Origin of the sequence: Streptococcus sp. CF8-6 (genome assembly GCF_024295845.1) — a bacterium.
GTDB lineage: Bacteria > Bacillota > Bacilli > Lactobacillales > Streptococcaceae > Streptococcus > Streptococcus oralis_BO.
Map to the genome: position 1 here is coordinate 412,553 of NZ_JANCOF010000001.1, position 23,492 is coordinate 436,044.

Consider the following 23,492-nt stretch of genomic DNA (forward strand, 5'->3'; position numbering starts at 1 on the left):
AGATGAAATTCGTATTTGATCTGGATGGGACACTGTCTTTTGACTACATGACCATAGATGAGGGGATTCAGCAGGTTCTGTTAAAGGCTGAAGATTATGGGCATGAGCTTGTGTTTGCCTCAGCCCGCTCTTATCGGGATTGTTTGGGTTTATTAGGTCCTGAACTCAGTCAGCGCTTGGTTATAGGGTTGAATGGTGGCGTAGCCTATCATCTAGGGAAGGCTGTTTTCGAAAGGAATCTCGATGCTAGAGTTTATCAGGCGCTAGTGGATTATTGTCAGACTTATAATCTCCCTTTCTTTGTAGATGATTGCTTTGATTATAGTGGGCAGATTGTAGAGAAGATTCCATTTATTTCCAGTGTGGATCCCCTAAAGGTAGCTCGTCATCAGAAACTCGAGGATTTGGGTACTCCGATTAAGGTAGTCGTTTATATGGGTGACCACGAGGAGTTGCTTGATGATCTGCTTGGTCAGCTAGAAAGACTAGGACAGGCTCATCTCTCCTATCATGCGCATGAAAAGTGCCTTTATGTTAATCCCTTGGATACTCATAAGGCGACAACTGTTGAAAAGTTGTGTGGGGAGAACTTCATTGCTTTTGGAAATGACCAAAACGATATTGAACTGTTTAAGACGTCTCTCTATTCTGTCCAGATTGGAGATTTTGCTGGCCTTACTCCATATGCAGATGAAACATTAGAGCTAAAAGGAGAACCTTCTCCAGCAGTAGCAGCTAAAATATTACAGACCTTTGCGGAATTTAAGGGAAAATAGTGTAGAAGGAGGTTTGCCCTCCTTTTGTAGTATAATGGAGTGAGAGGAAAAAACGATGAAAGTGATTGATCGAACTTTACTAGAAAAAGTCATTATGGAACGTTCTCGTCACAGTCATAAGGGAGATTACGGTCACCTGCTCTTACTAGGAGGGACCTATCCTTATGGGGGAGCTATCATCATGTCAGCCATTGCAGCTGTCAAAAGTGGGGCAGGGTTGGTGACTGTTGGTACGGATAAGGAGAATATTCCGGCTTTGCACAGTCATTTACCTGAAGCTATGGCTTTTTCTCTAGAGGATACAGCATTACTAAAGGAACAGATAGAGAGGGCAGAAGTTGTCTTGTTAGGTCCGGGTTTGCGAGAGGATGCATTCGGAGAAGAACTCGTAAAACGGGTCTGTGACAGCCTTAGAAAAGACCAGATTTTGATTGCAGACGGCGGTGCTTTGGGCATCTTAGCAAAAGCTCATTTGACATTCCCATCTAGTCAGCTCATCCTAACCCCCCACCAAAAGGAATGGGAAAGATTGTCTGGTATAGTTCTTGACCATCAAAATAAAGAGACGACTGCTAGTGCTCTTTCAGCGTTTCCTCAAGGGACGATTTTAGTTGAGAAGGGTCCAGCGACTCGTATCTGGCAAGCTGGGCAGCCTGAATATTATCAATTAGAAGTCGGAGGCCCTTATCAAGCAACTGGTGGGATGGGAGATACACTTGCTGGGATGATTGCAGGTTTTGCAGGTCAGTTTCATCAAGTCAGTCTCTATGAGAGAGTGGTGGTAGCGACCTATCTTCATTCAGCTATCGCGCAAGAACTAGCTCAAGAAAACTATCTTGTCTTGCCAACAGAAATTAGCAAGCTACTTCCGAGAGCAATGAAAAAAATATCTCAAAAAGGCAGCTAATATCTTGGTTGTCTTTTTATGTTGATGTAGCTTTGTTGATAAAGTTTTCAAATACCTCAGAACCAGCGACCAACTGCTGTACTTGCGTGAAATTCTCACTTTTAAGGTCTTGATTTTTAGTCAAACTCGCAATTAAAGCGAGATTGTTATCAAAGTTGAGGGGTGTCAAATCATGCTTTTTTTGATATAATTTTTAATGATGAATGCGAGGAATAATCGGTATGTGGTCGTTGATTTAGAGGCGACCAGCACCGGAAGCAAGGCAAAAATTATTCAAGTAGGCATTGTGGTGATTGAGCATGGTGAAATCATTGATCAGTATGCGACCGATGTCAATCCCCATGAACCCTTGGATTCTCATATCAAAGAATTAACGGGTCTGACCGATCAGCGTTTGGCTGCGGCACCAGAGTTTTCTCAGGTGGCCGGAAAAATTTTTGAATTGGTTAAGGACGGTATTTTTGTTGCGCACAATGTACAGTTTGATGCCAACCTTCTTGCGGAATTTCTCTTTTTTGAAGGATATGAATTGCGCACACCGCGGGTGGATACAGTTGAGCTTGCCCAGGTTCTGTATCCTCAGTTTGAAAAGTATAACTTAGGTATACTTTGTCAAGAGTTGGGAATTGAGCTGGAACATGCCCACACTGCCCTGTCAGATGCTCAGGCAACAGCTGAACTCTTGCTTTACATGCGTCAAAAACTTTTTGAGCTACCTAAAGGGCTCTTAGAAAGCTTGTTAGACCTCGCAGACAACCTTCTCTATGAAAGTTATCTGTTGATTGAGGAGGTTTACCAGCAACAATCTCTCTTATCTTCGCCCGACTTGATGGAGCTTCATGGGCTTTTCCTCAGAAAGGAAAGCAAAGCCTTAGTCCCACGAAAGTTATCCAAAGATTTTGCTAAAAACATTTCTTTATTGGGGCTGGAGGAGCGTCCACAACAGCTGGAATTTGCGGAGAAGATTGAGCAATTATTGGAAGAACACCAGACTTCCTTTATCCAAGCCCAAACGGGACTGGGCAAGACTTATGGTTATCTCCTCCCAGCTTTGAACTTGGAGAGTCAAGCAGGTATCTTAGTGAGCGTTCCGACCAAAATTCTTCAAAATCAAATCATGCAAGAAGAAGGTCAGCGCTTAAAAGAGGTTTTCCATCTGGAAATTCATAGTCTCAAGGGTCCTCAAAATTACTTGAAATTGGATGCTTTTCACCGAGTCCTCCATCGAACGGAGTCCAATCGCCTTTTCACACGTTTTAAAATGCAACTGCTCATCTGGCTAACAGAGACAGAGACTGGTGATTTGGACGAAATCGGGCAGCTTTATCGCTACCAGCATTTTCTACCAGAACTAGTCCACGATGGCAAGCTTTCAAAGAAAAGTTTATTTGCCACAGAGGATTTTTGGAAACGAGGGCAGGAAAAAGCCAAGACTAGTCGTGTTCTCTTGACAAATCATGCCTATCTGGTCACTCGTTTGGAAGACAATCCAGAGTTTGTCAACAACCGTTTGCTGATCTTGGATGAAGCTCAAAAAATGCTCCTAGCTCTTGAAAATCTAGCCCAGCAGGCTTATCGCCTTGAGGATCTTGTAACTCAAATTGAAAAGTCCTTGGAGACAGAGGAAGATTTGATTCAGAAACGCTTGCTTGAGAGTATTAGCTTTGAATGTCGATACTTGATAGAGCACTATCAGTCAGGTCTGAAGAATGGAAAGTGGTTGGATTCTCTCGAACACTTGCGCCAACATTTTTCAGAGTTAGCTCTCCCAGAGTATAGAGAGATTGCAAACTTTTTTACGTCGGACCGTGAATTTTGGCTTGCTACAGCAGAAAAATCGAGCAAGGATGTCTTGATTTGTTCAAGCAAAAAAGGCCGCTTTATACTAGCAGACCTATTGCCAGAAGATTGTAGACTTCTAGGAGTATCGGCCACTCTTGAAATCAGCAATCGGGTTTCCCTAGCAGATTTATTGGGCTTTTCAGAAGCTCCACTTGTTAGGCTTGATGTAGCAAAGCAGGAGCAACAAGAAGTCTTTCTAGTCAATGACTTTCCTCTTGTGACAGAAGTTTCGCCTTTTGACTATGCTAGTGAAGTGGCTTCTGTCATTCGAAGCTTACAAGCCTTTCAAGAACCCTTATTGGTCTTGTTTACCTCAAAAGAAATGCTGCTGGCAGTTTCGGACCTGCTCGACCAACCGCATCTAGCTCAGTATAAAAATGGGGAACCAAGCCAACTAAAAAAACGTTTTGAAAAAGGTGAACGCCAGATCTTGCTTGGAACAGGTAGTTTCTGGGAAGGGGTTGATTTTTCAACCCATCCTTACGTGATTCAAGTGATTCCGAGATTGCCTTTCCAAAATCCCCAAGAACCGTTAACCAAAAAATTAAACCAAGAACTGCGTCAAGAAGGGAAAAATCCTTTCTATGATTATCAGTTACCGATGGCGATCATTCGACTAAAACAAGCTCTGGGCCGTACTGTTAGACGATCTGATCAAGGTTCGGTTGCTGTAATCTTAGACAGTCGTGTTGTCAGCAAGCGTTACGGCAAACAAATCGCCCAGACCTTGTCAAAAGAAAGGGCTGTTCAGGTTCTTTCTAGAGAACAGCTAGAGCCTGCTGTAGCTGATTTTCTCCAATCCCGTCGCAATAGAATGAAAGAAAAATCCCAGAAAGAGAAAAGGTAAAAAATATGAAACGTTCCTTCGACTCTCGAGTCGATTATAGCCTCCTCCTACCAGTGTTTTGTTTACTGGTGATTGGAGTAGTGGCCATTTATATAGCAGTTAGTCATGACTATCCAAATAATGTATTACCAATTCTAGGTCAGCAAATCGCTTGGATTTCCTTGGGGCTTGTTATTGGATTTGTGGTCATGTTCTTTAATACCGAGTTTTTATGGAAGGTGACTCCCTATCTTTATGGTCTAGGGTTGGCTTTGATGGTCCTCCCCCTTGTTTTCTACAATCCAAATCTTGTAGCGTCAACAGGTGCCAAGAACTGGGTATCGATTGGTGGAACGACACTTTTCCAGCCATCGGAGTTCATGAAGATTTCCTATATCTTGATGTTGGCTCGAGCCATTGTAAGATTCACTCAAAAACACAAGGAATGGCGACGGACTATTCCCTTGGATTTCCTACTGATTGGTTGGATGATCGCCTTTACCATCCCAGTCTTGATCCTCTTAGCCCTACAAAGTGACTTGGGGACTGCCTTGGTCTTTGTAGCTATTTTTTCCGGTATGGTTCTCCTTTCAGGTGTTTCGTGGAAGATTATCATTCCTGTTTTTGCGACAGGAGTGACTGCTGTTGCAGGCTTCATGGCCATCTTTATAAGCAAGGATGGACGTGCCTTCTTGCATCAGATTGGGATGCCAACTTACCAGATCAACCGCATCTTGGCTTGGCTCAATCCCTTTGACTTTGCACAAACAACAACATATCAACAGGCGCAGGGACAAATTGCGATTGGAAGTGGTGGCTTGTTTGGACAAGGTTTCAATGTGTCCAATCTCCTCATTCCAGTACGCGAGAGCGATATGATTTTCACCGTAATTGCTGAAGACTTTGGCTTTATTGGTTCAGTCTTTGTGGTTGCTCTGTACTTGCTTCTCATCTATCGGATGTTGAAGATTACACTTAAGTCAAACAATCAGTTCTACACCTATATCTCGACTGGTTTTATCATGATGTTGCTCTTCCATATCTTTGAAAATATCGGTGCCGTGACAGGCTTACTTCCTTTGACAGGGATTCCTCTGCCATTTATTTCTCAAGGGGGATCCGCAATTATTAGTAACCTCATCGGTGTCGGTCTCCTCTTGTCTATGAGTTACCAGACAAACCTAGCGGAGGAGAAAAGTGGAAAAATTCCATTCAAACGAAAGAAAGTCGTCCTAAAACAAATCAAATAAGGAGGCCACTATGGCAAATGTAGCAGTTATCTTAGCCCAGGGTTTTGAAGAAATTGAAGCCTTTACAGTAGTTGATGTCTTGCGTCGAGCAAACATTTCTTGTGATATGGTAGGATTTGAAGAGCAGGTGACAGGATCGCATGACATTCAGGTAAAAGCCGACCGTGTCTTTGATGGTGATTTGTCCGACTATGACTTGGTCGTTCTTCCAGGAGGTATGCCAGGCTCAGCTCACCTACGGGATAATCAAGCCCTCATTTCTGAAATTCAAGCCTTTAACCGAGCAGGAAAGAAAATTGCTGCCATCTGTGCAGCCCCAATTGCTCTTCAACAAGCAGGTGTCCTGAAAGACAAGCACTTTACTTGTTATGACGGAGTTCAGGAGCAAATTACTGATGGAACTTATCAAAAGCAAACAGTGGTTGTAGATGGCAATCTAACAACTAGCCGAGGACCATCAACCGCACTTGCCTTTGCCTATGAGTTGGTAGAGCAGTTGGGAGGAGATGCTGAAAGTTTACGAGACGGCATGCTCTATCGAGATGTCTTTGGAAATCAACAGTAAAACGAGAGTTCGGCTCTCGTTTTTTACTTGGAAAAATCTAGGAAATCATCGCTTTTTTCATAAAAAAATGGTATAATGAAGGGTATGAAATATCACGACTATATATGGGATTTAGGTGGTACCCTATTGGATAATTATGAGACTTCTACTGCAGCCTTTGTAGAAACCTTAGCCCAATATGGAATAGAGCAAGAACACGACCGTGTCTACGAAGCTTTGAAGGTTTCGACAGCTTTTGCCATCGAGAAGTTTGCACCAGATATCGAGGATTTTTTAGAGAACTACAAAGAAAATGAAGCGCGTGAGCTAGAGCATCCAGTTTTGTTTGAGGGAATTCCAGAATTACTCAAAGACATTTCGGACAAGGGTGGTCGCCATTTCTTGGTTTCTCATCGAAATGACCAAGTGCTAGAACTTCTTGCTAAGACCCAGATAGCGAACTACTTCACCGAGGTGGTGACTGCCAGTTCTGGCTTTAAACGAAAACCAGATCCTGAGTCCATGATTTATTTACGTGATAAATATCATATTACATCTGGTTTGGTCATTGGTGACAGAAATATTGATGTAGAAGCAGGTAAAGCTGCTGGCTTAGATGCCTATCTTTTTAATAACGTTGCGACATTGAGACAAGCAATAGACATGTAAGAAAAGGGAAAAAATGACAGAAGAAATCAAAAATCAACAGGCACAGGATTATGATGCCAGTCAAATTCAAGTTTTGGAGGGACTTGAAGCTGTTCGTATGCGTCCAGGTATGTATATTGGATCTACTTCAAAAGAAGGTCTTCACCATCTAGTATGGGAAATCGTTGATAACTCAATTGACGAAGCCCTAGCTGGATTTGCCAGTCACATCCAAGTCTTTATAGAGCCAGATAACTCCATCACCGTAGTGGATGATGGGCGTGGAATTCCTGTTGATATTCAGGAAAAGACAGGACGTCCCGCTGTTGAGACCGTTTTTACAGTTCTTCACGCTGGAGGAAAATTCGGTGGTGGCGGATACAAGGTTTCAGGTGGATTGCACGGTGTAGGTTCATCAGTAGTAAACGCTCTTTCAACTCAACTAGATGTTCATGTCCATAAAAACGGTAAGATTCATTACCAAGAATACCGTCGTGGTCATGTTGTTGCTGATCTTGAGGTGGTTGGAGATACGGATAAAACAGGAACAACAGTTCACTTCACACCAGATCCAGAGATTTTTACAGAAACAACAACTTTTGACTTTGAAAAATTAAACAAACGTATTCAAGAACTAGCCTTTTTGAACCGAGGTCTTCGAATCTCCATAACAGATAAGCGTGAAGGTCTCGAACAGACTAAACATTACCACTATGAGGGTGGGATTGCTAGCTACGTTGAATATATCAACGAGAACAAGGATGTTATCTTTGATACACCAATCTACACAGACGGTGAGATGGATGATATCACAGTTGAAGTAGCCATGCAGTACACAACCGGTTACCACGAAAACGTCATGAGTTTCGCCAATAACATTCACACCCATGAAGGTGGTACGCATGAGCAAGGTTTCCGTACAGCACTGACACGTGTTATCAATGACTATGCCCGCAAGAATAAACTACTAAAAGACAATGAAGATAACCTAACAGGGGAAGATGTCCGTGAAGGCTTGACTGCAGTTATCTCAGTTAAGCATCCAAACCCGCAGTTTGAAGGACAAACCAAGACCAAACTGGGGAATAGTGAAGTAGTCAAGATTACCAATCGCCTCTTCAGCGATGCCTTCTCTGATTTCCTCATGGAGAATCCGCAGATTGCCAAGCGTATCGTGGAAAAAGGAATCTTGGCTGCCAAGGCTCGTGTAGCTGCCAAGCGTGCGCGTGAAGTCACACGCAAGAAATCTGGTTTGGAAATTTCCAATCTTCCTGGAAAACTAGCAGACTGTTCTTCAAATAACCCAGCTGAAACCGAACTCTTCATTGTTGAGGGAGACTCAGCTGGTGGATCAGCTAAATCTGGTCGTAACCGTGAGTTCCAGGCTATCCTTCCAATTCGTGGTAAGATCTTGAACGTTGAAAAAGCTAGCATGGATAAAATCCTTGCCAACGAAGAAATTCGAAGCCTTTTCACAGCCATGGGAACAGGATTTGGTGCAGAATTTGATGTCACTAAGGCTCGTTACCAAAAACTCGTTTTGATGACCGATGCCGATGTTGATGGAGCCCACATTCGAACTCTCTTGCTAACCTTGATTTACCGCTATATGAAACCAATCTTAGAGGCTGGTTATGTCTACATTGCCCAACCACCGATTTATGGGGTTAAAGTTGGAAGTGAGATCAAAGAATACATTCAACCTGGTGCAGATCAAGAAATTAAACTCCAAGAAGCCTTAGCACGTCATAGTGAAGGGCGTTCAAAACCAACCATCCAACGTTATAAAGGTTTGGGAGAAATGGATGACCACCAATTATGGGAAACAACCATGGATCCTGAACATCGCTTGATGGCGCGTGTTTCGGTAGATGATGCTGCCGAAGCAGATAAAATCTTTGATATGTTGATGGGGGATCGAGTAGAACCTCGTCGCGAATTTATCGAAGAAAACGCTGTTTACAGTACACTTGACGTCTAAAAAATGTGGGAAATAGTTCCCTTGGTTTAAAAAATATGATATAATCATTACGATTGTTTCTAGTATAAAAGGAGTTTGATATGTCTAATGGACAACTAATTTATCTAATGGTTGCGATTGCAGTCATTCTGATCTTAGCTTATGTAACAGCCATCTTTTTACGTAAGCGTAATGTAAGCAGATTAACGGCCCTTGAAGAAAGAAAAGAAGAACTCTACAACCTTCCTGTAAATGATGAGGTTGAAGCCGTTAAAAACATGCACTTGATTGGTCAAAGTCAGGTGACCTTCCGTGAATGGAATCAAAAATGGGTTGATTTATCTCTAAACTCATTTGCTGATATTGAGAATCATCTTTTTGAAGCTGAAAGCTACAACAATTCTTTCCGTTTCTTTAAGGCAACACACAAACTTGATCAAATTGAGAGCCAAATCGGCTTGATTGAAGAAGACATTGCTGCTATTCGCAATGCTCTCTCAGAACTTGAAAAGCAAGAATCTAAGAATAGTGGCCGTGTCCTTCATGCCTTGGACTTGTTTGAATCCCTTCAACATACCGTTGCAGAAGATTCGGAGAAATATGGTAAGGCCCTTCCTGAGATTGAGAAACAATTGGAAAACATTCAATCTGAATTCTCTCAATTCGTTACCTTGAACTCATCAGGTGACCCAGTTGAAGCGGCAGCAATTCTTGATTCAACTGAAAATCATATTCTTGCTTTGACACACATCGTTGAGCGAATTCCAGCTCTTGTTGAAACCTTGACAAAAGAACTGCCAGAACAATTGGCAGATTTGGAAGAAGGCTATCGCAAGCTGTTGGATGCCAACTACCACTTTACAGAAACAGATATCGAGTCTCGTTTCCAACTTTTGCATGAATCTTTGAAAAATAATCAAGAAAATATTCGTCAGTTGGAATTGGACAATGCAGAGTATGAAAATAATCGCATTCAAGAAGAAATCAACGCACTTTACAATATCTTCACTCGTGAAATTGCAGCTCAAAAAGTGGTTGAAAGTCTTCTTTCGACATTACCAACTTATCTCAATCATTTGAAAGAAAATAATCAGGTGCTTGTTCAAGACCTTGAACGCTTGACTAAAATCTACCTTCTTCCTGAAAGTGATGGCAATCATGTTCGTCGTCTTCAAGCAGAATTGGCTGCACTTGATAAGGCAATCATGGAAGTTACAGAGGATCAAGGTGAGTCAACACAAGCCTACTCTGCTCTTGAAGAACAGTTGGAAATGCTTCAAAGCAACCTCAAGGATATTGAGGATGAGCAAATCTCTGTTAGTGAACGACTTGCGCAAATCGAAAAAGACGACCTCAATGCTCGCCAAAGAGCAAATGTCTATGTGAACCGTTTGCATACGATCAAACGTTACATGGAGAAGAGAAACTTGCCAGGAATCCCTCAAATTTTCTTGAAACTTTTCTTTACTGCAAGTCATAACACTGAAGATTTGATGGCAGAGTTAGAACAACCACAAGTCAATATTGAATCGGTTAAACGCGTTCTTGAAATTGCAACAAATGATATGGAAGCACTTGAAACAGAAACCTATGATATCGTTCAATATGCAACCTTGACTGAGCAACTCTTGCAATACTCAAACCGTTACCGTTCATTCGATGAGCGTATCCAAGAGGCCTTTAACGAAGCGCTTGAAATTTTTGAAAAAGAATTTGACTACCAGGCATCATTTGAAAAAATTTCACAAGCATTGGAAGTTGCTGAACCAGGGGTTACAAACCGTTTTGTAACTTCATATGAAAAAACACGTGAAGCGATTCGTTTTTAAAATAGAAGCTTAGAGATTTCTAAGCTTTTTTATTTCCCTAAAAAGAAGACAGAATCCCTGTTTATCATTGAAATAATAGTCTTGATTTGATATGATGGAAATATGAAAAAAAATAGAGCGAAACGTGTTTCTCACGATAAAACGAGAAGGCTATTGCTTTCCCTTGTTGGAATCTTAGGAATTGCTACGATTCTATTAGGGAGTGCTATTGGTTATAAGCTGTTACAAAAGCAATCTTACGAACAAAAAATTGAAGCGCTAAAAAGCGAAAAGGACCAGCAATTCAACTCAGGTAGTCAGAAGGACCATTTCCGAAAAGGTCAAGCTGAGGTGATTGCCTACTACCCTCTGCAAGGAGAGGAAGTCATTGCGTCTGTTAGAGAAAAAATCAACCAGGATATCAAAGAAAAGCTGGAAGATAAAGAGGATTTGGTCTTTTATTATACTGAGCAGTTGGATCCTGTCTTAAAGGGAGTTGTTGCTCGTAATATCAGCAAGCAAATCTACGATTTGTCTGCATCAAAGGTTGAAGAAAAAGAAAAGACCTCCTTAGGGAAAATTTTCTTGACCGAAGATGGGAAAGATTTTAACCTCAGTAAACTCTTCAAGGATGCAAGCAAGGCTAAGGAACTCTTGCTGAGTCAAATCAAAACAACTCTAGAAGATAAGAAACTTGACCAGACAAAAATTGATCAGGTTGTCAAAAACTTCACAGATCAGGATTTGGCATCTTGGAGTTTTGATTATAAAGATAGTCAAATTATCCTTTATCCTGCTAACCCTGGAGAGACTGTTGAGGAAATTGCTTTACCAATATCCAGTTTCTTTGATGTCATTGAGTCCTCTTATCTATTAGAAAAGGATGCTGAACTCTACCAAGCTTACTTTGCAAAGAAAAATAAAAAGGTTGTAGCCTTGACCTTTGACGATGGTCCAAATCCGACTACAACTCCACAAGCCTTGGATACCTTGGCTAAGTACGGTGTAAAGGCAACCTTCTTTGTACTTGGAAAAAACATTTCAGGTAATGAAAATCTTCTGAAACGAATGAAATCAGAAGGCCATGTTGTGGGAAATCATAGCTGGGATCATCCTGTCCTTTCTAAATTATCCCTCGAAGATGCTAAAAAGCAAATCACCGATACAGAAGATTTGCTAACTCAAGTTTTAGGATCAAGCTCTAAACTGATGCGCCCACCTTATGGTGCCATCACTGATGATATTCGAAACGGCCTTGACTTAAGCTTTATCATGTGGGATGTGGATAGTTTGGACTGGAAGAGTAAGAATGAAGCTGCTATTTTGACAGAGATTCAGCACCAAGTTCGCAATGGTTCTATCATTCTTATGCATGATATCCATGGTCCTTCTGTTAATTCTCTACCAAGTGTTATTGAGTATTTAAAGGGTGAAGGATATACCTTTGTGACTGTTCCTGAATTGCTCAATTCTCGCTTGAAAGCTCACGAGATCTATTACGATCGTGATCAATAATTGTTAAAATCTAAAGGAGCAAGTGTTCTGATAATCAGAATTTTGTTTCTTTAGATTTTCTTCACATAGAAAGGAAAAACGATGAAATCATACACCCTTAATAATGGAGTTTCAATTCCCGTACTAGGATTTGGAACATGGAAAGCTGAAAATGGAGAGGTAGCCTACCAAGCCGTTTTAGAAGCTTTAAAGACCGGCTATCATCATATCGATACTGCAGCTATCTATAAAAATGAGGAGAGCGTTGGTCGTGCTATTCGAGATAGCGGTATTCCACGACAAGAAATCTTTGTAACGACCAAACTCTGGAATATCAATCACAGCTATGATGAAGCTCGCCAAGCATTTGAAGAATCAATGGAAAAACTGGGATTGGATTATCTAGATTTGTACCTTATCCATTGGCCAAATCCAAAACCACTAAGAGAAAATGATCAATGGAAAACTCGCAATGCTGAAGTCTGGAGAGCGATGGAGGACCTGTACCAAGAAGGTAAAATTCGTGCTATCGGCGTTAGTAATTTCCTTCCCCATCATTTGGATACCTTACTTGAGACAGCAAGAATCATTCCAGCGGTCAATCAGGTGCGCTTGGCACCAGGAGTTTATCAAGAGGAAGTGGTTGACTACTGTAGAGAGAAAGGAATTCTCTTAGAGGCTTGGGGACCATTTGGGCAAGGAGAGCTGTTTGAACAGAAAGAAGTCCAAGAAATTGCTGCTAAGCATGGGAAATCAGTGGCTCAAATTGCCTTGGCTTGGAGTTTGGCAGAAAGTTTTTTACCCCTACCTAAGTCAGTGACAGCCTCTCGTATCCAGAGCAATCTTGACTGTTTTGGGATTGAACTCAGCAAAGAAGAACGAGAAATCTTAAAGAAAATCTCGGTGACTTCTGGCGCACCTCGTGTGGATGAGATGGATTTTTAGTTTGTAAAATCGATTTATACCGAAATAACAAAGACTAGGAATTTTAAATCCTAGTCTTTTTGTGTATAAAAAATCTAAATTGTTTGTATAATAAAATAATTTTATGGATTGAAATATAGGAACGAATGTAGAAAATATTGGTTTGATAGAACAAATAACACGAATGATAAAATTAATCAAGTAAAATATATACGTAAATATTACATTTTTGTGACAATTCAGATTTTTATGAAAATTTATGATTATTTGCGTTATAATAGGTATACTTTAAAGAAAAAGGAGATTATGTATGAATAGACGACAACGTTTTTCATTGCGGAAATACAAATTTGGTCTTGCTTCGGTTTTACTAGGAACTGCTTTGGTTTTTGGAGCAAGTCAAGTCAGTGCCAATGAGCAGAGTACAGGTGAAAATCAAGCTCAAACTCAGGCAATCAAGACAGAGCTAAATGACGATAAACACTCAAACTCTGCGACTGACTTAACTACCACTAATGGGATAGCTCTAGTAGTTGGAGAGAAACAAGAAGTTGAAACTTCTAAAGAGGATGCTAGTAAACAAGATGCTAAGGTAGAAGCTCCGATTGATAAAACTGCTGAAGCTCAAGGATCAGGAAAAGATAGCGCAGTTACAAATGATGAAAATCAAGGTGTCGTCCAAAAAGAAACAACAGTCGATACCAGTACCGCGCCTACCACGGAGAAGGTCTCTACCGTAGAGAAAAAAGAGGCTCCAGCAACGACAGCTCCGAAAACTACTGGAGAAACAGCAACTACTGAAAAAGAACAAGAAAAGACTGAGTCTGCAAAACCCAATAGTCTTTCAAGCAATGATATCATTACAGTACCAAAAACTTGGAAGGCTGGTTACAAGGGGACAGGGACCGTTGTTGCCATTATTGACTCTGGGCTTGATTTGAATCATGAGGTTCTTCGAATTTCGGACCCGTCAAAAGCAAAATTTAAAAACAAGGAAGCCATCGAAGCAGCTAAAAAGGCTGCTGGCATCGACTACGGTAAATGGTATAGTGATAAGGTTGTCTATGCCTACGATTACTTTGACGGAACAGATAAGATCAAAGAAGCAGAAAGAACTTCTCATGGGATGCACGTCACAGGGATTGCAGCTGGAAACCCTGATAAAGAAGCACCGAATGGTGAAAAGGTCTATGGTGTGGCGCCAGAAGCTCAAGTTATGTTTATGCGTGTCTTTTCAGACCGCCAAAAAACAACCAGTTCTGCCCTTTATGTAAAGGCGATTGATGACGCAGTTGCCTTGGGAGCAGATGCCATTAATATGAGTTTGGGATCTAGCACTGGTTCTATGGTCGATGCTGGTTCTGATATTGTGGATGCCATCAAACGGGCTCGTGCCAAGGGAGTGTCTGTTCTTATCTCAGCAGGAAATAGCAATACATTCGGAAATGGTTATTCAAAACCGCTAGCTGAAAACCCAGACTATGGCTTGGTTGGAAATCCATCCACTGTTGAGGATTCGATTTCAGTTGCTTCTGTCAACAACAAAACATTGACAACAGCGGTTTTTGAAGTCAAAGGTCTAGAGGGAAATGCCGGCCTTCATAACGGAAAATTTGATTATAATCAACCTGAAGCAGATAAGGACTTTGAAAAAGGAAAAGAGTACGAATACGTCGAAGCAGGGTTAGGTCGTGAAGAAGACTTTGCGAAGTTGGATTTAACTGGGAAACTTGCCCTCATTCAGCGAGGAGCTATGAACTTTTCAGAGAAGATCAAAAATGCACGAAAACACGGTGCAGTTGGTGCTTTGATCTACAATAATGTAGAGGGCGCAAACATCAATATGGCTATTGATGATGAAGCAAAGAAAATTCCTTCTGTATTTATTTCTAAACAGTATGGTGAAGCCTTAAAATCTGGGAACTACAAGATTGTTTTTAATGACAAGATGGATAATCGTCCTTCTGATGTAGCCAATCAGCTATCTGACTTTTCAAGTTGGGGAGTGACTACCGATGGACAATTGAAACCAGACGTGACAGCTCCTGGCGGCAATATCTACTCATCCTTTAATGACAATACCTATGGTAGTATCAGCGGAACCAGTATGGCGGCTCCTCACGTTACGGGTGTTGCAGTTTTGGTTAAGGAATACCTTCAAAAACACCATCCAGAATTGACTCCTGAGCAAGTATCAGAGACTGTCAAGGCCTTGATCATGTCAACTGCAAAACCACATGTTAATAAGGATACAGGCACTTATACCTCTCCTCGTCAGCAAGGTTCTGGTATTGTGGATACAGCTGCTGCAGTGTCAACAGACCTCTATGTAACGGGTAAAAATGGTTATCCAAGCGTGACTTTGGGAAATGTTGGAGATCAATTTACTTTCAAGGTCACTGTACACAATATTTCAGATACTGACCGTACTCTCAAGATGGTAGTGAATACCAATACAGACGAGGTCCAAGATGGAAAATTCACCCTTCGACCTCGAAAACTAACGGAGACAGTCTGGCCTGAAGTGACGGTCAAAGCCCACAGCAGTCAAACAGTCACTGTTAAAGTGGATGCTCGAAAATTTGCTGATCAACTCAGCAAACAAATGCCAAATGGCTATTTCCTTGAAGGTTTTGTTCGCTTTGTAGATCCAGCAGATGATGGGGATATTGTGAGTCTTGCATTTATGGGCTTCCGAGGTGAATTTCAAAATCTCCCCGCTGTCGAAAAACCAATTTACAACCTTGTACGAGAAGGAAAAAATGGATTTTACACAGAAGTAGACAAGGAAAATCCTGCAGTTAACTACTCTAATGATGCGACCTATCTAGCCACCTTGCAAAATGACCTTCTAGTTTCTAAAGGTCAACGCCAAGGACGCCGAATTACCGTTCTTGGGATTGAACAAAATGCTGAAGGTAAGCATGTTCTTCAGTTGGACGAAAAAGGGAATGTCCGTATTGCCATTTCTCCAAATGATGATGGAAACAAAGACCTAGTTGAATACAAAACGGTTGCTTTGAGAAATCTTGTAAATCTTCGTGCAACAGTTTATGCGGCTACGGATACTAAACATGAACATCCTATTTGGGAGGGCGATGCAAAGGATCTTCGTAAGAATTATTTTGATGGTGACAGTAGAAATCTGAAGAGTTATATTCTAGATAATACCGCTTGGAGAGGTCAGGATTTTGATGGCAATACTGTTGCAGATGGTTTATATGATTATGTTATCAGTTATACACCAGACGTTCCAGGAGCTAAAGAACAATACACGACCTTTAAAATTCAAATTGATACTCAAAAACCAGTCATCACAAGTGGTTATATTCGCTTTAAAGATGGAAATCAAGAATTCGTAGCTCGCAAACCAAAAGATGTGGGTCAAGGCGGTATCCTTTCAGAAAAAGTCTTCTACCTCACACCATTTGACCAGAAAGGGACTATGGTTCTATCTGGGAAAGACCAGTCTGGAACTCGTGCGCTTGAGAACACCCATCTGATTAAGGCCAATGCTGATGGTAGTTATACACTTCCTAAGGATGTTGACAAGGCTAATATTTACTATCTTGTTGAGGACTATGCAGGAAATGTAGACTATATCTCGCTTGCCGAACTTGTGCGCGATCAAAATAGTGGTCGAGTGAAAATCGCCTTGAAGGATGCGAAAACAAACCAAGATATTGATACCCTATACGTCTATCGAATCAAAAATAGCAAGGGACAATATGTTGATGTTGACAAGACAAAAGCGATTCATTTCTTACAGTTTGGTCATTATACAGCAGAAATTTTCAGTTATGATCGAACGGAATTGAAATTTATCAGTGCCTTGTCCCAAGAGTTTGACTTGACGGAAGAAAATAGTTTCCAAACCATTACCTTCCTAGCAAATCTCCTAGAATATGCACCTGTGTCTGTTTCCTTCAATCAAGCAGTTCCAAAGACGACTACTGTGGTTCTGAAAGGAGAAGATGGGACAAGTATCACTCTTCCTGCTGAAAAATACGGTCAATACGCCTTTGGTAAGAAAGTTGCTACAGGTCGTTATACTGTACAAGTCACCTTGCCAACTGGATATGAACTCCTTGAAGATCTCGTTTCCTTGCTCGTTCAGCCAGGTCGAAATAATGCTTTGCGTCTATCTGTTGTGTCTAAGTTGGCCTTGCTTGCTGCGGTAAATCAACAAAAAGAACTGGTAGAAACGTCTCGTTACTTTAATAGTAGTGCAGATAAGAGAAAAGCTTATGATCAAGCTTTCCAAGTGGCACAGTCAGCCTTGTCAAGCAAATTAAAGCAAGAATTGATTGATAGCGTTCTCGCTAGCCTTGAGGCTGCTGGTAAAGCTTTGGATGGAAAAGATTCGAACGTTACAGCTTTGAAAGAAGCTATGAAAGCATACTATGCAACGACTAAAACTGGACGATATGCTAATGCCAAGGAAAAAGTACGTCGAGCTTATGATCGTGCCTTCCAAGAAATTGCCTTACTAGCTGTAGATCCTAAAGTCAAACAGGATCAAATTGACCAATCTCTCATTGCCTTAGCGACGGCTAAAAGCAAATTAAATGGCAAAGCTACTGACTTCTCTAGTCTGAAGAAACTGGTCAAGGATGAACGCCTTTTCCAAGAAAAGAACGCGAGATTTATCTATGCTGACAAGAAAGAAAAAGCAGCTTATCTTTTAACTTTTAAAGAGGCACAGGAACTCCTTAAAGATCCAGGAGCGAGCCAAGAAGATGTCAAAGATGCCATTACAGCATTGAAACAAGCCAAGAGAAATTTACATGGCAAAAAACCAAAAGCGAAAAGACATCCTTAAACAGGAGTTTCTGAAGCTTTACTAATAAATGAGTCTGGAACTTTGTTTTCAGACTCATTTTTGGTTTACACTAGCTAGAAAATCTGCTATAATACTAGCTAGGAAAGAAAGTCTTATGGCGTTCTTCAGCGAGCTTGGGGTAGTGGGAGCCAAGTAGAACAAGGTAAGAAACTGGCGCTTTCTGTCGTATTTTTAAAAACAATGAAGTAATAAATTAGGGTGGAACCGCGTTTCAGACGCCCCTAGTCGCAAGGCTTGGGTGTTGAAATTCGGTTCTTTTTGAATTTCGTCTAATGCCTAAGTAGAAAGGAGCATAATGCTTAAAGGATCTTGTTTATGCAAAGCAGTGACCTACACTTTAGATGAGGAATTGTCGGAATTAGTTTTTTGCCACTGCTCATTCTGTCGGAAAGCAACTGCGTCTGCCTATACAGTGAATGCCAAAGTTAGCAGTAAAAACCTAGTATTGCATGGAAAAGAACAGTTGGTTACCTATAGTTCATCTCCAGGAAAACAACGCTATTACTGTCAGAACTGTCATAGTCAAATTTTCACTGCTCAAGAAAATATACCAGAAGTCTGTGCTTTGAAACTAGGTACAATAGACGAATGCAATCAGAATTTACAAACGCTTCCCAAACGTCATATTTTTCAGGATCCAGCTTTTTCTTGGTTGCTTGATGAATAAATCTAAAAAGATAATATAAATTAAAGGAGTAAATAATGTCTAAAAAATTGACTTTCCACTGCGTCAGTGGCAGAGACCTCCTTACAGTCGGACTGCCCCACGCTCAGCACTAGGGTGTCTGAGCTAGACGCAGTACTAACTCGTCTTGCCTCGTATGATCGACGAGGCAGACTCGTGTCGCAAAAAATCATTTTTTATTAAGGAGTATTCAATGTCTAAGAAATTAACATTTCAAGAAATTATTTTGACTTTGCAACAATTTTGGAATGACCAAGGTTGTATGCTTATGCAGGCTTATGATAATGAAAAAGGTGCGGGAACCATGAGTCCGTACACTTTCCTTCGTGCTATCGGGCCTGAGCCATGGAATGCGGCTTATGTAGAGCCATCACGTCGTCCCGCTGACGGTCGTTACGGGGAAAACCCTAACCGTCTTTACCAACACCACCAATTCCAAGTTGTTATGAAGCCTTCTCCATCAAATATCCAAGAGCTTTACCTTGAGTCTTTGGAAAAATTGGGTATCAATCCTTTGGAGCACGATATTCGTTTCGTTGAGGACAACTGGGAAAACCCATCAACTGGTTCAGCTGGTCTTGGATGGGAAGTTTGGCTTGATGGGATGGAAATTACTCAGTTCACTTATTTCCAACAAGTCGGTGGATTGGCAACTGGCCCTGTGACTGCGGAAGTTACCTATGGTTTGGAGCGCTTGGCTTCTTACATCCAAGAAGTAGACTCTGTCTATGATATCGAGTGGGCTGATGGTGTAAAATACGGAGAAATCTTCATCCAGCCTGAGTATGAGCATTCAAAATATTCATTTGAAATTTCGGACCAGGAAATGTTGCTTGAAAACTTTGATAAGTTTGAAAAAGAAGCTGGTCGTGCCTTGGAAGAGGGCTTGGTTCACCCTGCCTATGACTATGTTCTCAAATGTTCACACACCTTTAACCTGCTTGATGCGCGTGGTGCCGTATCCGTAACGGAGCGCGCGGGCTATATCGCTCGTATCCGTAACTTGGCCCGTGTCGTAGCCAAAACCTTTGTCGCAGAACGCAAACGCCTAGGCTACCCACTTTTGGATGAAGCAACACGAGCTAAACTCTTAGCAGAAGACGCAGAATAAAGAGAGTGACAAATTACGAAAATGGGCGAACAGAGTGAGCTCTTAGCCAGTTGCCGTAGTGATGAAGGTATCCTTAGTGAAGCTAAGGATACTAGGCAAAATTGGAGACTTTCGGCTCCAATTTTAGCAATGAAACAACGAAGTTGGTTGCTTGCGTGCCAATCACATAAGGCAAACTGGAAAATAAAAAGATACTTTTCGGAGAAAAAACATGACAAAAAACTTATTAGTAGAACTCGGTCTTGAAGAGTTACCAGCCTACGTAGTAACTCCAAGTGAAAAACAACTAGGTGAAAAAATGGCAGCCTTCCTCAAGGAAAACCGCCTGTCTTTTGAAGCCATTCAAACCTTCTCAACACCACGTCGTTTGGCTGTTCGTGTGACTGGGCTTGCAGACAAGCAGTCTGATTTGACAGAAGATTTCAAGGGACCAGCAAAGAAAATTGCCTTGGATAGTGATGGAAACTTCACCAAAGCAGCTCAAGGATTTGTCCGTGGGAAAGGCTTGACGGTTGAAGATATTGAATTCCGTGAAATCAAGGGTGAAGAATATGTCTATGTTACCAAGGAAGAAATTGGTCAAGCAGTTGAAACCATTGTTCCTGGTGTTGTAGATGTCTTAAAATCCCTAACTTTCCCTGTCAGCATGCACTGGGCTAACAATACCTTTGAATACATCCGCCCTGTTCACACTTTAACTGTTCTTTTAGATGAAGAAGAATTTGACTTGGACTTCCTTGATATCAAGGGGGCGCGTGTCAGTCGTGGTCATCGTTTCTTGGGACAAGAAACCAAGATTCAGTCAGCATTGAGCTACGAAGAAGACCTTCGCGCACAGTTTGTAATCGCAGATCCTCGTGAACGTGAGCAAATGATTGTTGACCAAATCAAAGAAATCGAGGCAAAACATGGTGTACGTATCGAAATTGATGGCGACTTGCTGAATGAAGTCTTGAACTTGGTTGAATACCCAACTGCCTTCATGGGAAGTTTTGATGCCAAATACCTTGAAGTTCCAGAAGAAGTTTTGGTGACTTCAATGAAAGAACACCAACGTTACTTCGTTGTTCGTGATCAAGATGGAAAACTCTTACCGAACTTTATTTCTGTCCGTAACGGAAATGCAGAGTATTTGGAAAATGTCATCAAGGGTAATGAAAAAGTCTTAGTTGCTCGTTTGGAAGACGGAGAATTCTTCTGGAGTGAAGACCAAAAATTGGTTATATCAGACCTTGTTGAAAAATTAAACAACGTCACCTTCCACGAAAAGATTGGTTCTCTTCGTGAACACATGATTCGTACGGGGCAGATTGCCATTCTCTTGGCAGAAAAAGCTGGCTTGTCAGTGGATGAAACAGTTGACCTTGCTCGTGCAGCAGCTATTTACAAGTTTGACTTGTTGACGGGGATGGTTGGTGAGTTTGATGAACTTCAAGGGATTATGGGTGAGAAATATGCCCTCCTTGCTGGGGAAACTCCAGCAGTTGCAGCAGCCATTCGTGAACACTACATGCCGACATCTGCTGACGGAGAACTTCCAGAGAGCAAGGTTGGAGCCATTCTAGCCATTGCAGACAAATTGGATACGATTTTGAGTTTCTTCTCAGTAGGCTTGATTCCATCAGGTTCTAATGACCCTTATGCCCTTCGTCGTGCGACGCAAGGTGTAGTTCGTATCTTGGATGCTTTTGGTTGGCACATTGCTATGGATGAGTTGATTGATAGCCTTTACAGTTTGAAATTTGACAGCTTGACTTATGAAAATAAAGCTGAGGTTATGGACTTTATCAAGGCCCGTGTTGATAAGATGATGGGTTCTACTCCAAAAGATATCAAGGAAGCAGTTCTTGCAAGTTCGAACTTTGTTGTGGCAGATATGCTAGAAGTAGCAAGTGCTCTCGTAGAAGCAAGCAAGAAAGAAGATTTCAAATCGTCTGTCGAATCCCTCTCACGTGCTTTCAACTTGGCTGAGAAGGCAGAAGGTTCTGACACGGTCGATCCTGCTCTCTTTGAGAATGAAGAAGAGAAAGCCTTGGCGGAAGCAGTAGAATCACTCGTTTTGTCAGGAACTGCAAGTCAGCAATTAGAACAGCTCTTTGCGCTTAGCCCAGTAATTGATGCTTTCTTTGAAAATACCATGGTAATGGCTGAAGACCAGGCTGTCCGACAAAATCGTTTGGCTATCTTGTCACAATTAACCAAGAAAGCAGCTAAGCTCGCTCGTTTTAACCAAATCAATACTAAATAAACTCAGTCAAACGGACTGTATCTTATCACAAAGGAGAAGAAATGGACCCGAAAAAAATCGCTCGTATCAATGAGCTTGCTAAAAAGAAAAAAACAGAAGGCTTAACTTCTGCTGAAAAAGTGGAACAAGCTAAACTTCGTGAGGAGTACATCGAAGGCTATCGTCGTTCTGTTCGTCACCACGTCGAGGGAATAAAAATTGTGGACGAGGAAGGAAATGACGTCACACCAGAAAAACTACGTCAGGTACAACGTGAAAAAGGTTTACACGGCCGTAGTTTAGATGATCCTAACTCATAAAACGAAAGGGGGTTGTAGATAATTTACAAGCCCCTTTTCTTTTTCAATAAAAAAGAAGGAGCCAAATGGCTCCTTTTTGGTTTCTTAGTTGCTTGCACCAGAAGTAGCGTCTGCGTCTCCACCGTGGCCTCCAGCGTCACCTGAATCAGAAGCGCCAGAAGTTGCATCGGCGTCTCCATGACCTCCAGCAGCAGGAGCAAATGGACCCACCAAACGTTGACCCGTTTCTTTTAGGTACCAGTCAAGCCATGGTTGGAAGTTAAAGACGATTTCATTGATACCAGCGTATGATCCATCAGGATAGTACATTGCTTGGTAGTTGTGAGTGTTGATAACACCTGCAGGAGAACCTGGAACGATCGTGCGGACGTATTCTTGGTTTCCGTTACGAAGTGTTCCGATAACCCACTCTACATTCTTCATACGTGCTGGTGGAAGAGAATTGTGAACAGTAGACATACGGTTACCTGATTGAGGTGGTACACGTTTAGCAAACATGGTATCTGGATCTTGGTGAGCGTTGTTGTAGTAGAGGAATTGGTTGTTGTCGTCAGCGTATGTCAATTCAAATGGCATAGCTTTCAAGAACATATCGATTTGGTTAACTGTCAGGATACCGTGGTCCAATTTGACATAGGTATCACCAGAAACAGCTCCAGTGATTGCTGCAACTTTTTCTACCCATTCTGGATCGTCAGGATCAACTTCTGTAATGGTTGTTGCAATTGGTTTTCCACAATCCAAGTCTTCTGGTTCGATTGGTTTTGGTTTTTTCAATTTCGAAACGACTCCTACGTATTTTACAAAGTTATCTAAGCAAGTTTCAAGAAATTTAACAGTTCCTTCATTGGTGATATTTCCGTTGTTATCAAAAGCTTCCTTAGCTTTACCAAGAAGGAATTCGTTACCTGGAAGCGTGTAGGCATTGACACCTGGAGCGTCAAGGATTTTACGAAGGTGAACTTGGGCACGTGATGTTCCTTGGTCATAGTATGATGCACCCACAATCATAACAGGCTTGTTTTCAAATGGATGAACTTCGTATGAAAGCCATTCAAGTACAGATTTGAGAGAAGCTGAGATAGTGTGGTTGTGCTCAGGAGTGGCGATAATGACACCATCAGCACGTGTAATCTTGTTATACAAGAAACGCAATTGGAAGCTTTCGTCCCATTTTTCGTCTTGGTTAAACATTGGAACTTCGTCGATTTCAAGAACTTCTAATTCAAATTTGAATTTGAAATTGCGACGGATAAATTCCAAGAGTTTGCGGTTATATGATTGATCGTAGTTTGATCCAACAAGTCCAACAAATTTCATTCTTTCG

Annotated in this window: 16 protein-coding genes; 15 read left to right on the top strand and 1 reads right to left on the bottom strand. The window is 41.5% G+C overall.

The annotated features are described in order from the left end of the window. Positions 1-2 precede the first annotated feature (2 nt). From NML69_RS01980 to NML69_RS02050, 15 genes are all read left to right on the top strand, one after another. Positions 3-776 (top strand): HAD hydrolase family protein, encoded by a 774-nt coding sequence (locus NML69_RS01980; RefSeq protein WP_254725157.1) that lies wholly within the window; start codon positions 3-5, stop codon positions 774-776. A 55-nt stretch (positions 777-831) separates the two neighbouring features. Continuing rightward, positions 832-1,683 carry an NAD(P)H-hydrate dehydratase gene (locus NML69_RS01985; RefSeq protein ID WP_254725158.1) on the top strand — a complete coding sequence of 284 codons (852 nt, stop codon included), beginning with the start codon at positions 832-834 and terminating at the stop codon, positions 1,681-1,683. A gap of 196 nt (positions 1,684-1,879) precedes the next feature. Continuing rightward, positions 1,880-4,372, top strand: coding sequence for a bifunctional DnaQ family exonuclease/ATP-dependent helicase (locus NML69_RS01990; protein ID WP_254725159.1), 2,493 nt, complete (start codon positions 1,880-1,882; stop codon positions 4,370-4,372). A 5-nt stretch (positions 4,373-4,377) separates the two neighbouring features. Continuing rightward, positions 4,378-5,601, top strand: a complete 1,224-nt coding sequence (locus NML69_RS01995; RefSeq protein WP_254725160.1) for an FtsW/RodA/SpoVE family cell cycle protein — start codon at positions 4,378-4,380, stop codon at positions 5,599-5,601. Between the two features lie 10 nt (positions 5,602-5,611). Continuing rightward, positions 5,612-6,166, top strand: coding sequence for a DJ-1 family glyoxalase III (locus NML69_RS02000; RefSeq protein WP_254725161.1), 555 nt, complete (start codon positions 5,612-5,614; stop codon positions 6,164-6,166). A gap of 84 nt (positions 6,167-6,250) precedes the next feature. Continuing rightward, positions 6,251-6,814: a hydrolase gene (locus NML69_RS02005; RefSeq protein ID WP_008278047.1), complete on the top strand. Its 564-nt coding sequence runs from the start codon at positions 6,251-6,253 to the stop codon at positions 6,812-6,814. A gap of 13 nt (positions 6,815-6,827) precedes the next feature. After that, entirely contained in the window at positions 6,828-8,774 is a 1,947-nt protein-coding gene (gyrB, locus tag NML69_RS02010; RefSeq protein ID WP_000134074.1) for a DNA topoisomerase (ATP-hydrolyzing) subunit B, read from the top strand. A gap of 80 nt (positions 8,775-8,854) precedes the next feature. Next, positions 8,855-10,582 carry a septation ring formation regulator EzrA gene (gene ezrA / locus NML69_RS02015; protein WP_254725162.1) on the top strand — a complete coding sequence of 576 codons (1,728 nt, stop codon included), beginning with the start codon at positions 8,855-8,857 and terminating at the stop codon, positions 10,580-10,582. A gap of 102 nt (positions 10,583-10,684) precedes the next feature. After that, a complete protein-coding gene (gene pgdA, locus NML69_RS02020) occupies positions 10,685-12,076 on the top strand; it encodes a peptidoglycan-N-acetylglucosamine deacetylase PgdA (protein WP_198459818.1) in 1,392 nt (463 codons plus the stop codon). A gap of 81 nt (positions 12,077-12,157) precedes the next feature. Continuing rightward, on the top strand, positions 12,158-13,000 hold the full coding sequence (locus NML69_RS02025) for an aldo/keto reductase (RefSeq protein ID WP_254725163.1): 843 nt from the start codon (positions 12,158-12,160) through the stop codon (positions 12,998-13,000). Between the two features lie 289 nt (positions 13,001-13,289). After that, a complete protein-coding gene (locus tag NML69_RS02030; RefSeq protein ID WP_254725164.1) occupies positions 13,290-17,801 on the top strand; it encodes a S8 family serine peptidase in 4,512 nt (1,503 codons plus the stop codon). 316 nt (positions 17,802-18,117) lie between these two features. Next, positions 18,118-18,489 carry a GFA family protein gene (locus NML69_RS02035; RefSeq protein ID WP_254725165.1) on the top strand — a complete coding sequence of 124 codons (372 nt, stop codon included), beginning with the start codon at positions 18,118-18,120 and terminating at the stop codon, positions 18,487-18,489. A gap of 211 nt (positions 18,490-18,700) precedes the next feature. After that, complete coding sequence (gene glyQ / locus NML69_RS02040) at positions 18,701-19,618, top strand: glycine--tRNA ligase subunit alpha (protein WP_000038733.1); 918 nt, start codon at positions 18,701-18,703, stop codon at positions 19,616-19,618. A 211-nt stretch (positions 19,619-19,829) separates the two neighbouring features. Continuing rightward, the gene (gene glyS, locus NML69_RS02045; protein ID WP_254725166.1) at positions 19,830-21,866 is read left to right on the top strand and encodes a glycine--tRNA ligase subunit beta; all 2,037 of its coding nucleotides are present in this window, start codon (positions 19,830-19,832) and stop codon (positions 21,864-21,866) included. Between the two features lie 41 nt (positions 21,867-21,907). Then, positions 21,908-22,165 carry a DUF896 family protein gene (locus NML69_RS02050; RefSeq protein ID WP_000371292.1) on the top strand — a complete coding sequence of 86 codons (258 nt, stop codon included), beginning with the start codon at positions 21,908-21,910 and terminating at the stop codon, positions 22,163-22,165. A gap of 84 nt (positions 22,166-22,249) precedes the next feature. Here the strand turns inward: NML69_RS02050 and NML69_RS02055 are convergent, their stop codons facing one another. Next, positions 22,250-23,485, bottom strand: coding sequence for an NAD(P)H-dependent oxidoreductase (locus NML69_RS02055; protein ID WP_254725167.1), 1,236 nt, complete (start codon positions 23,483-23,485; stop codon positions 22,250-22,252). Positions 23,486-23,492: the final 7 nt, after the last annotated feature.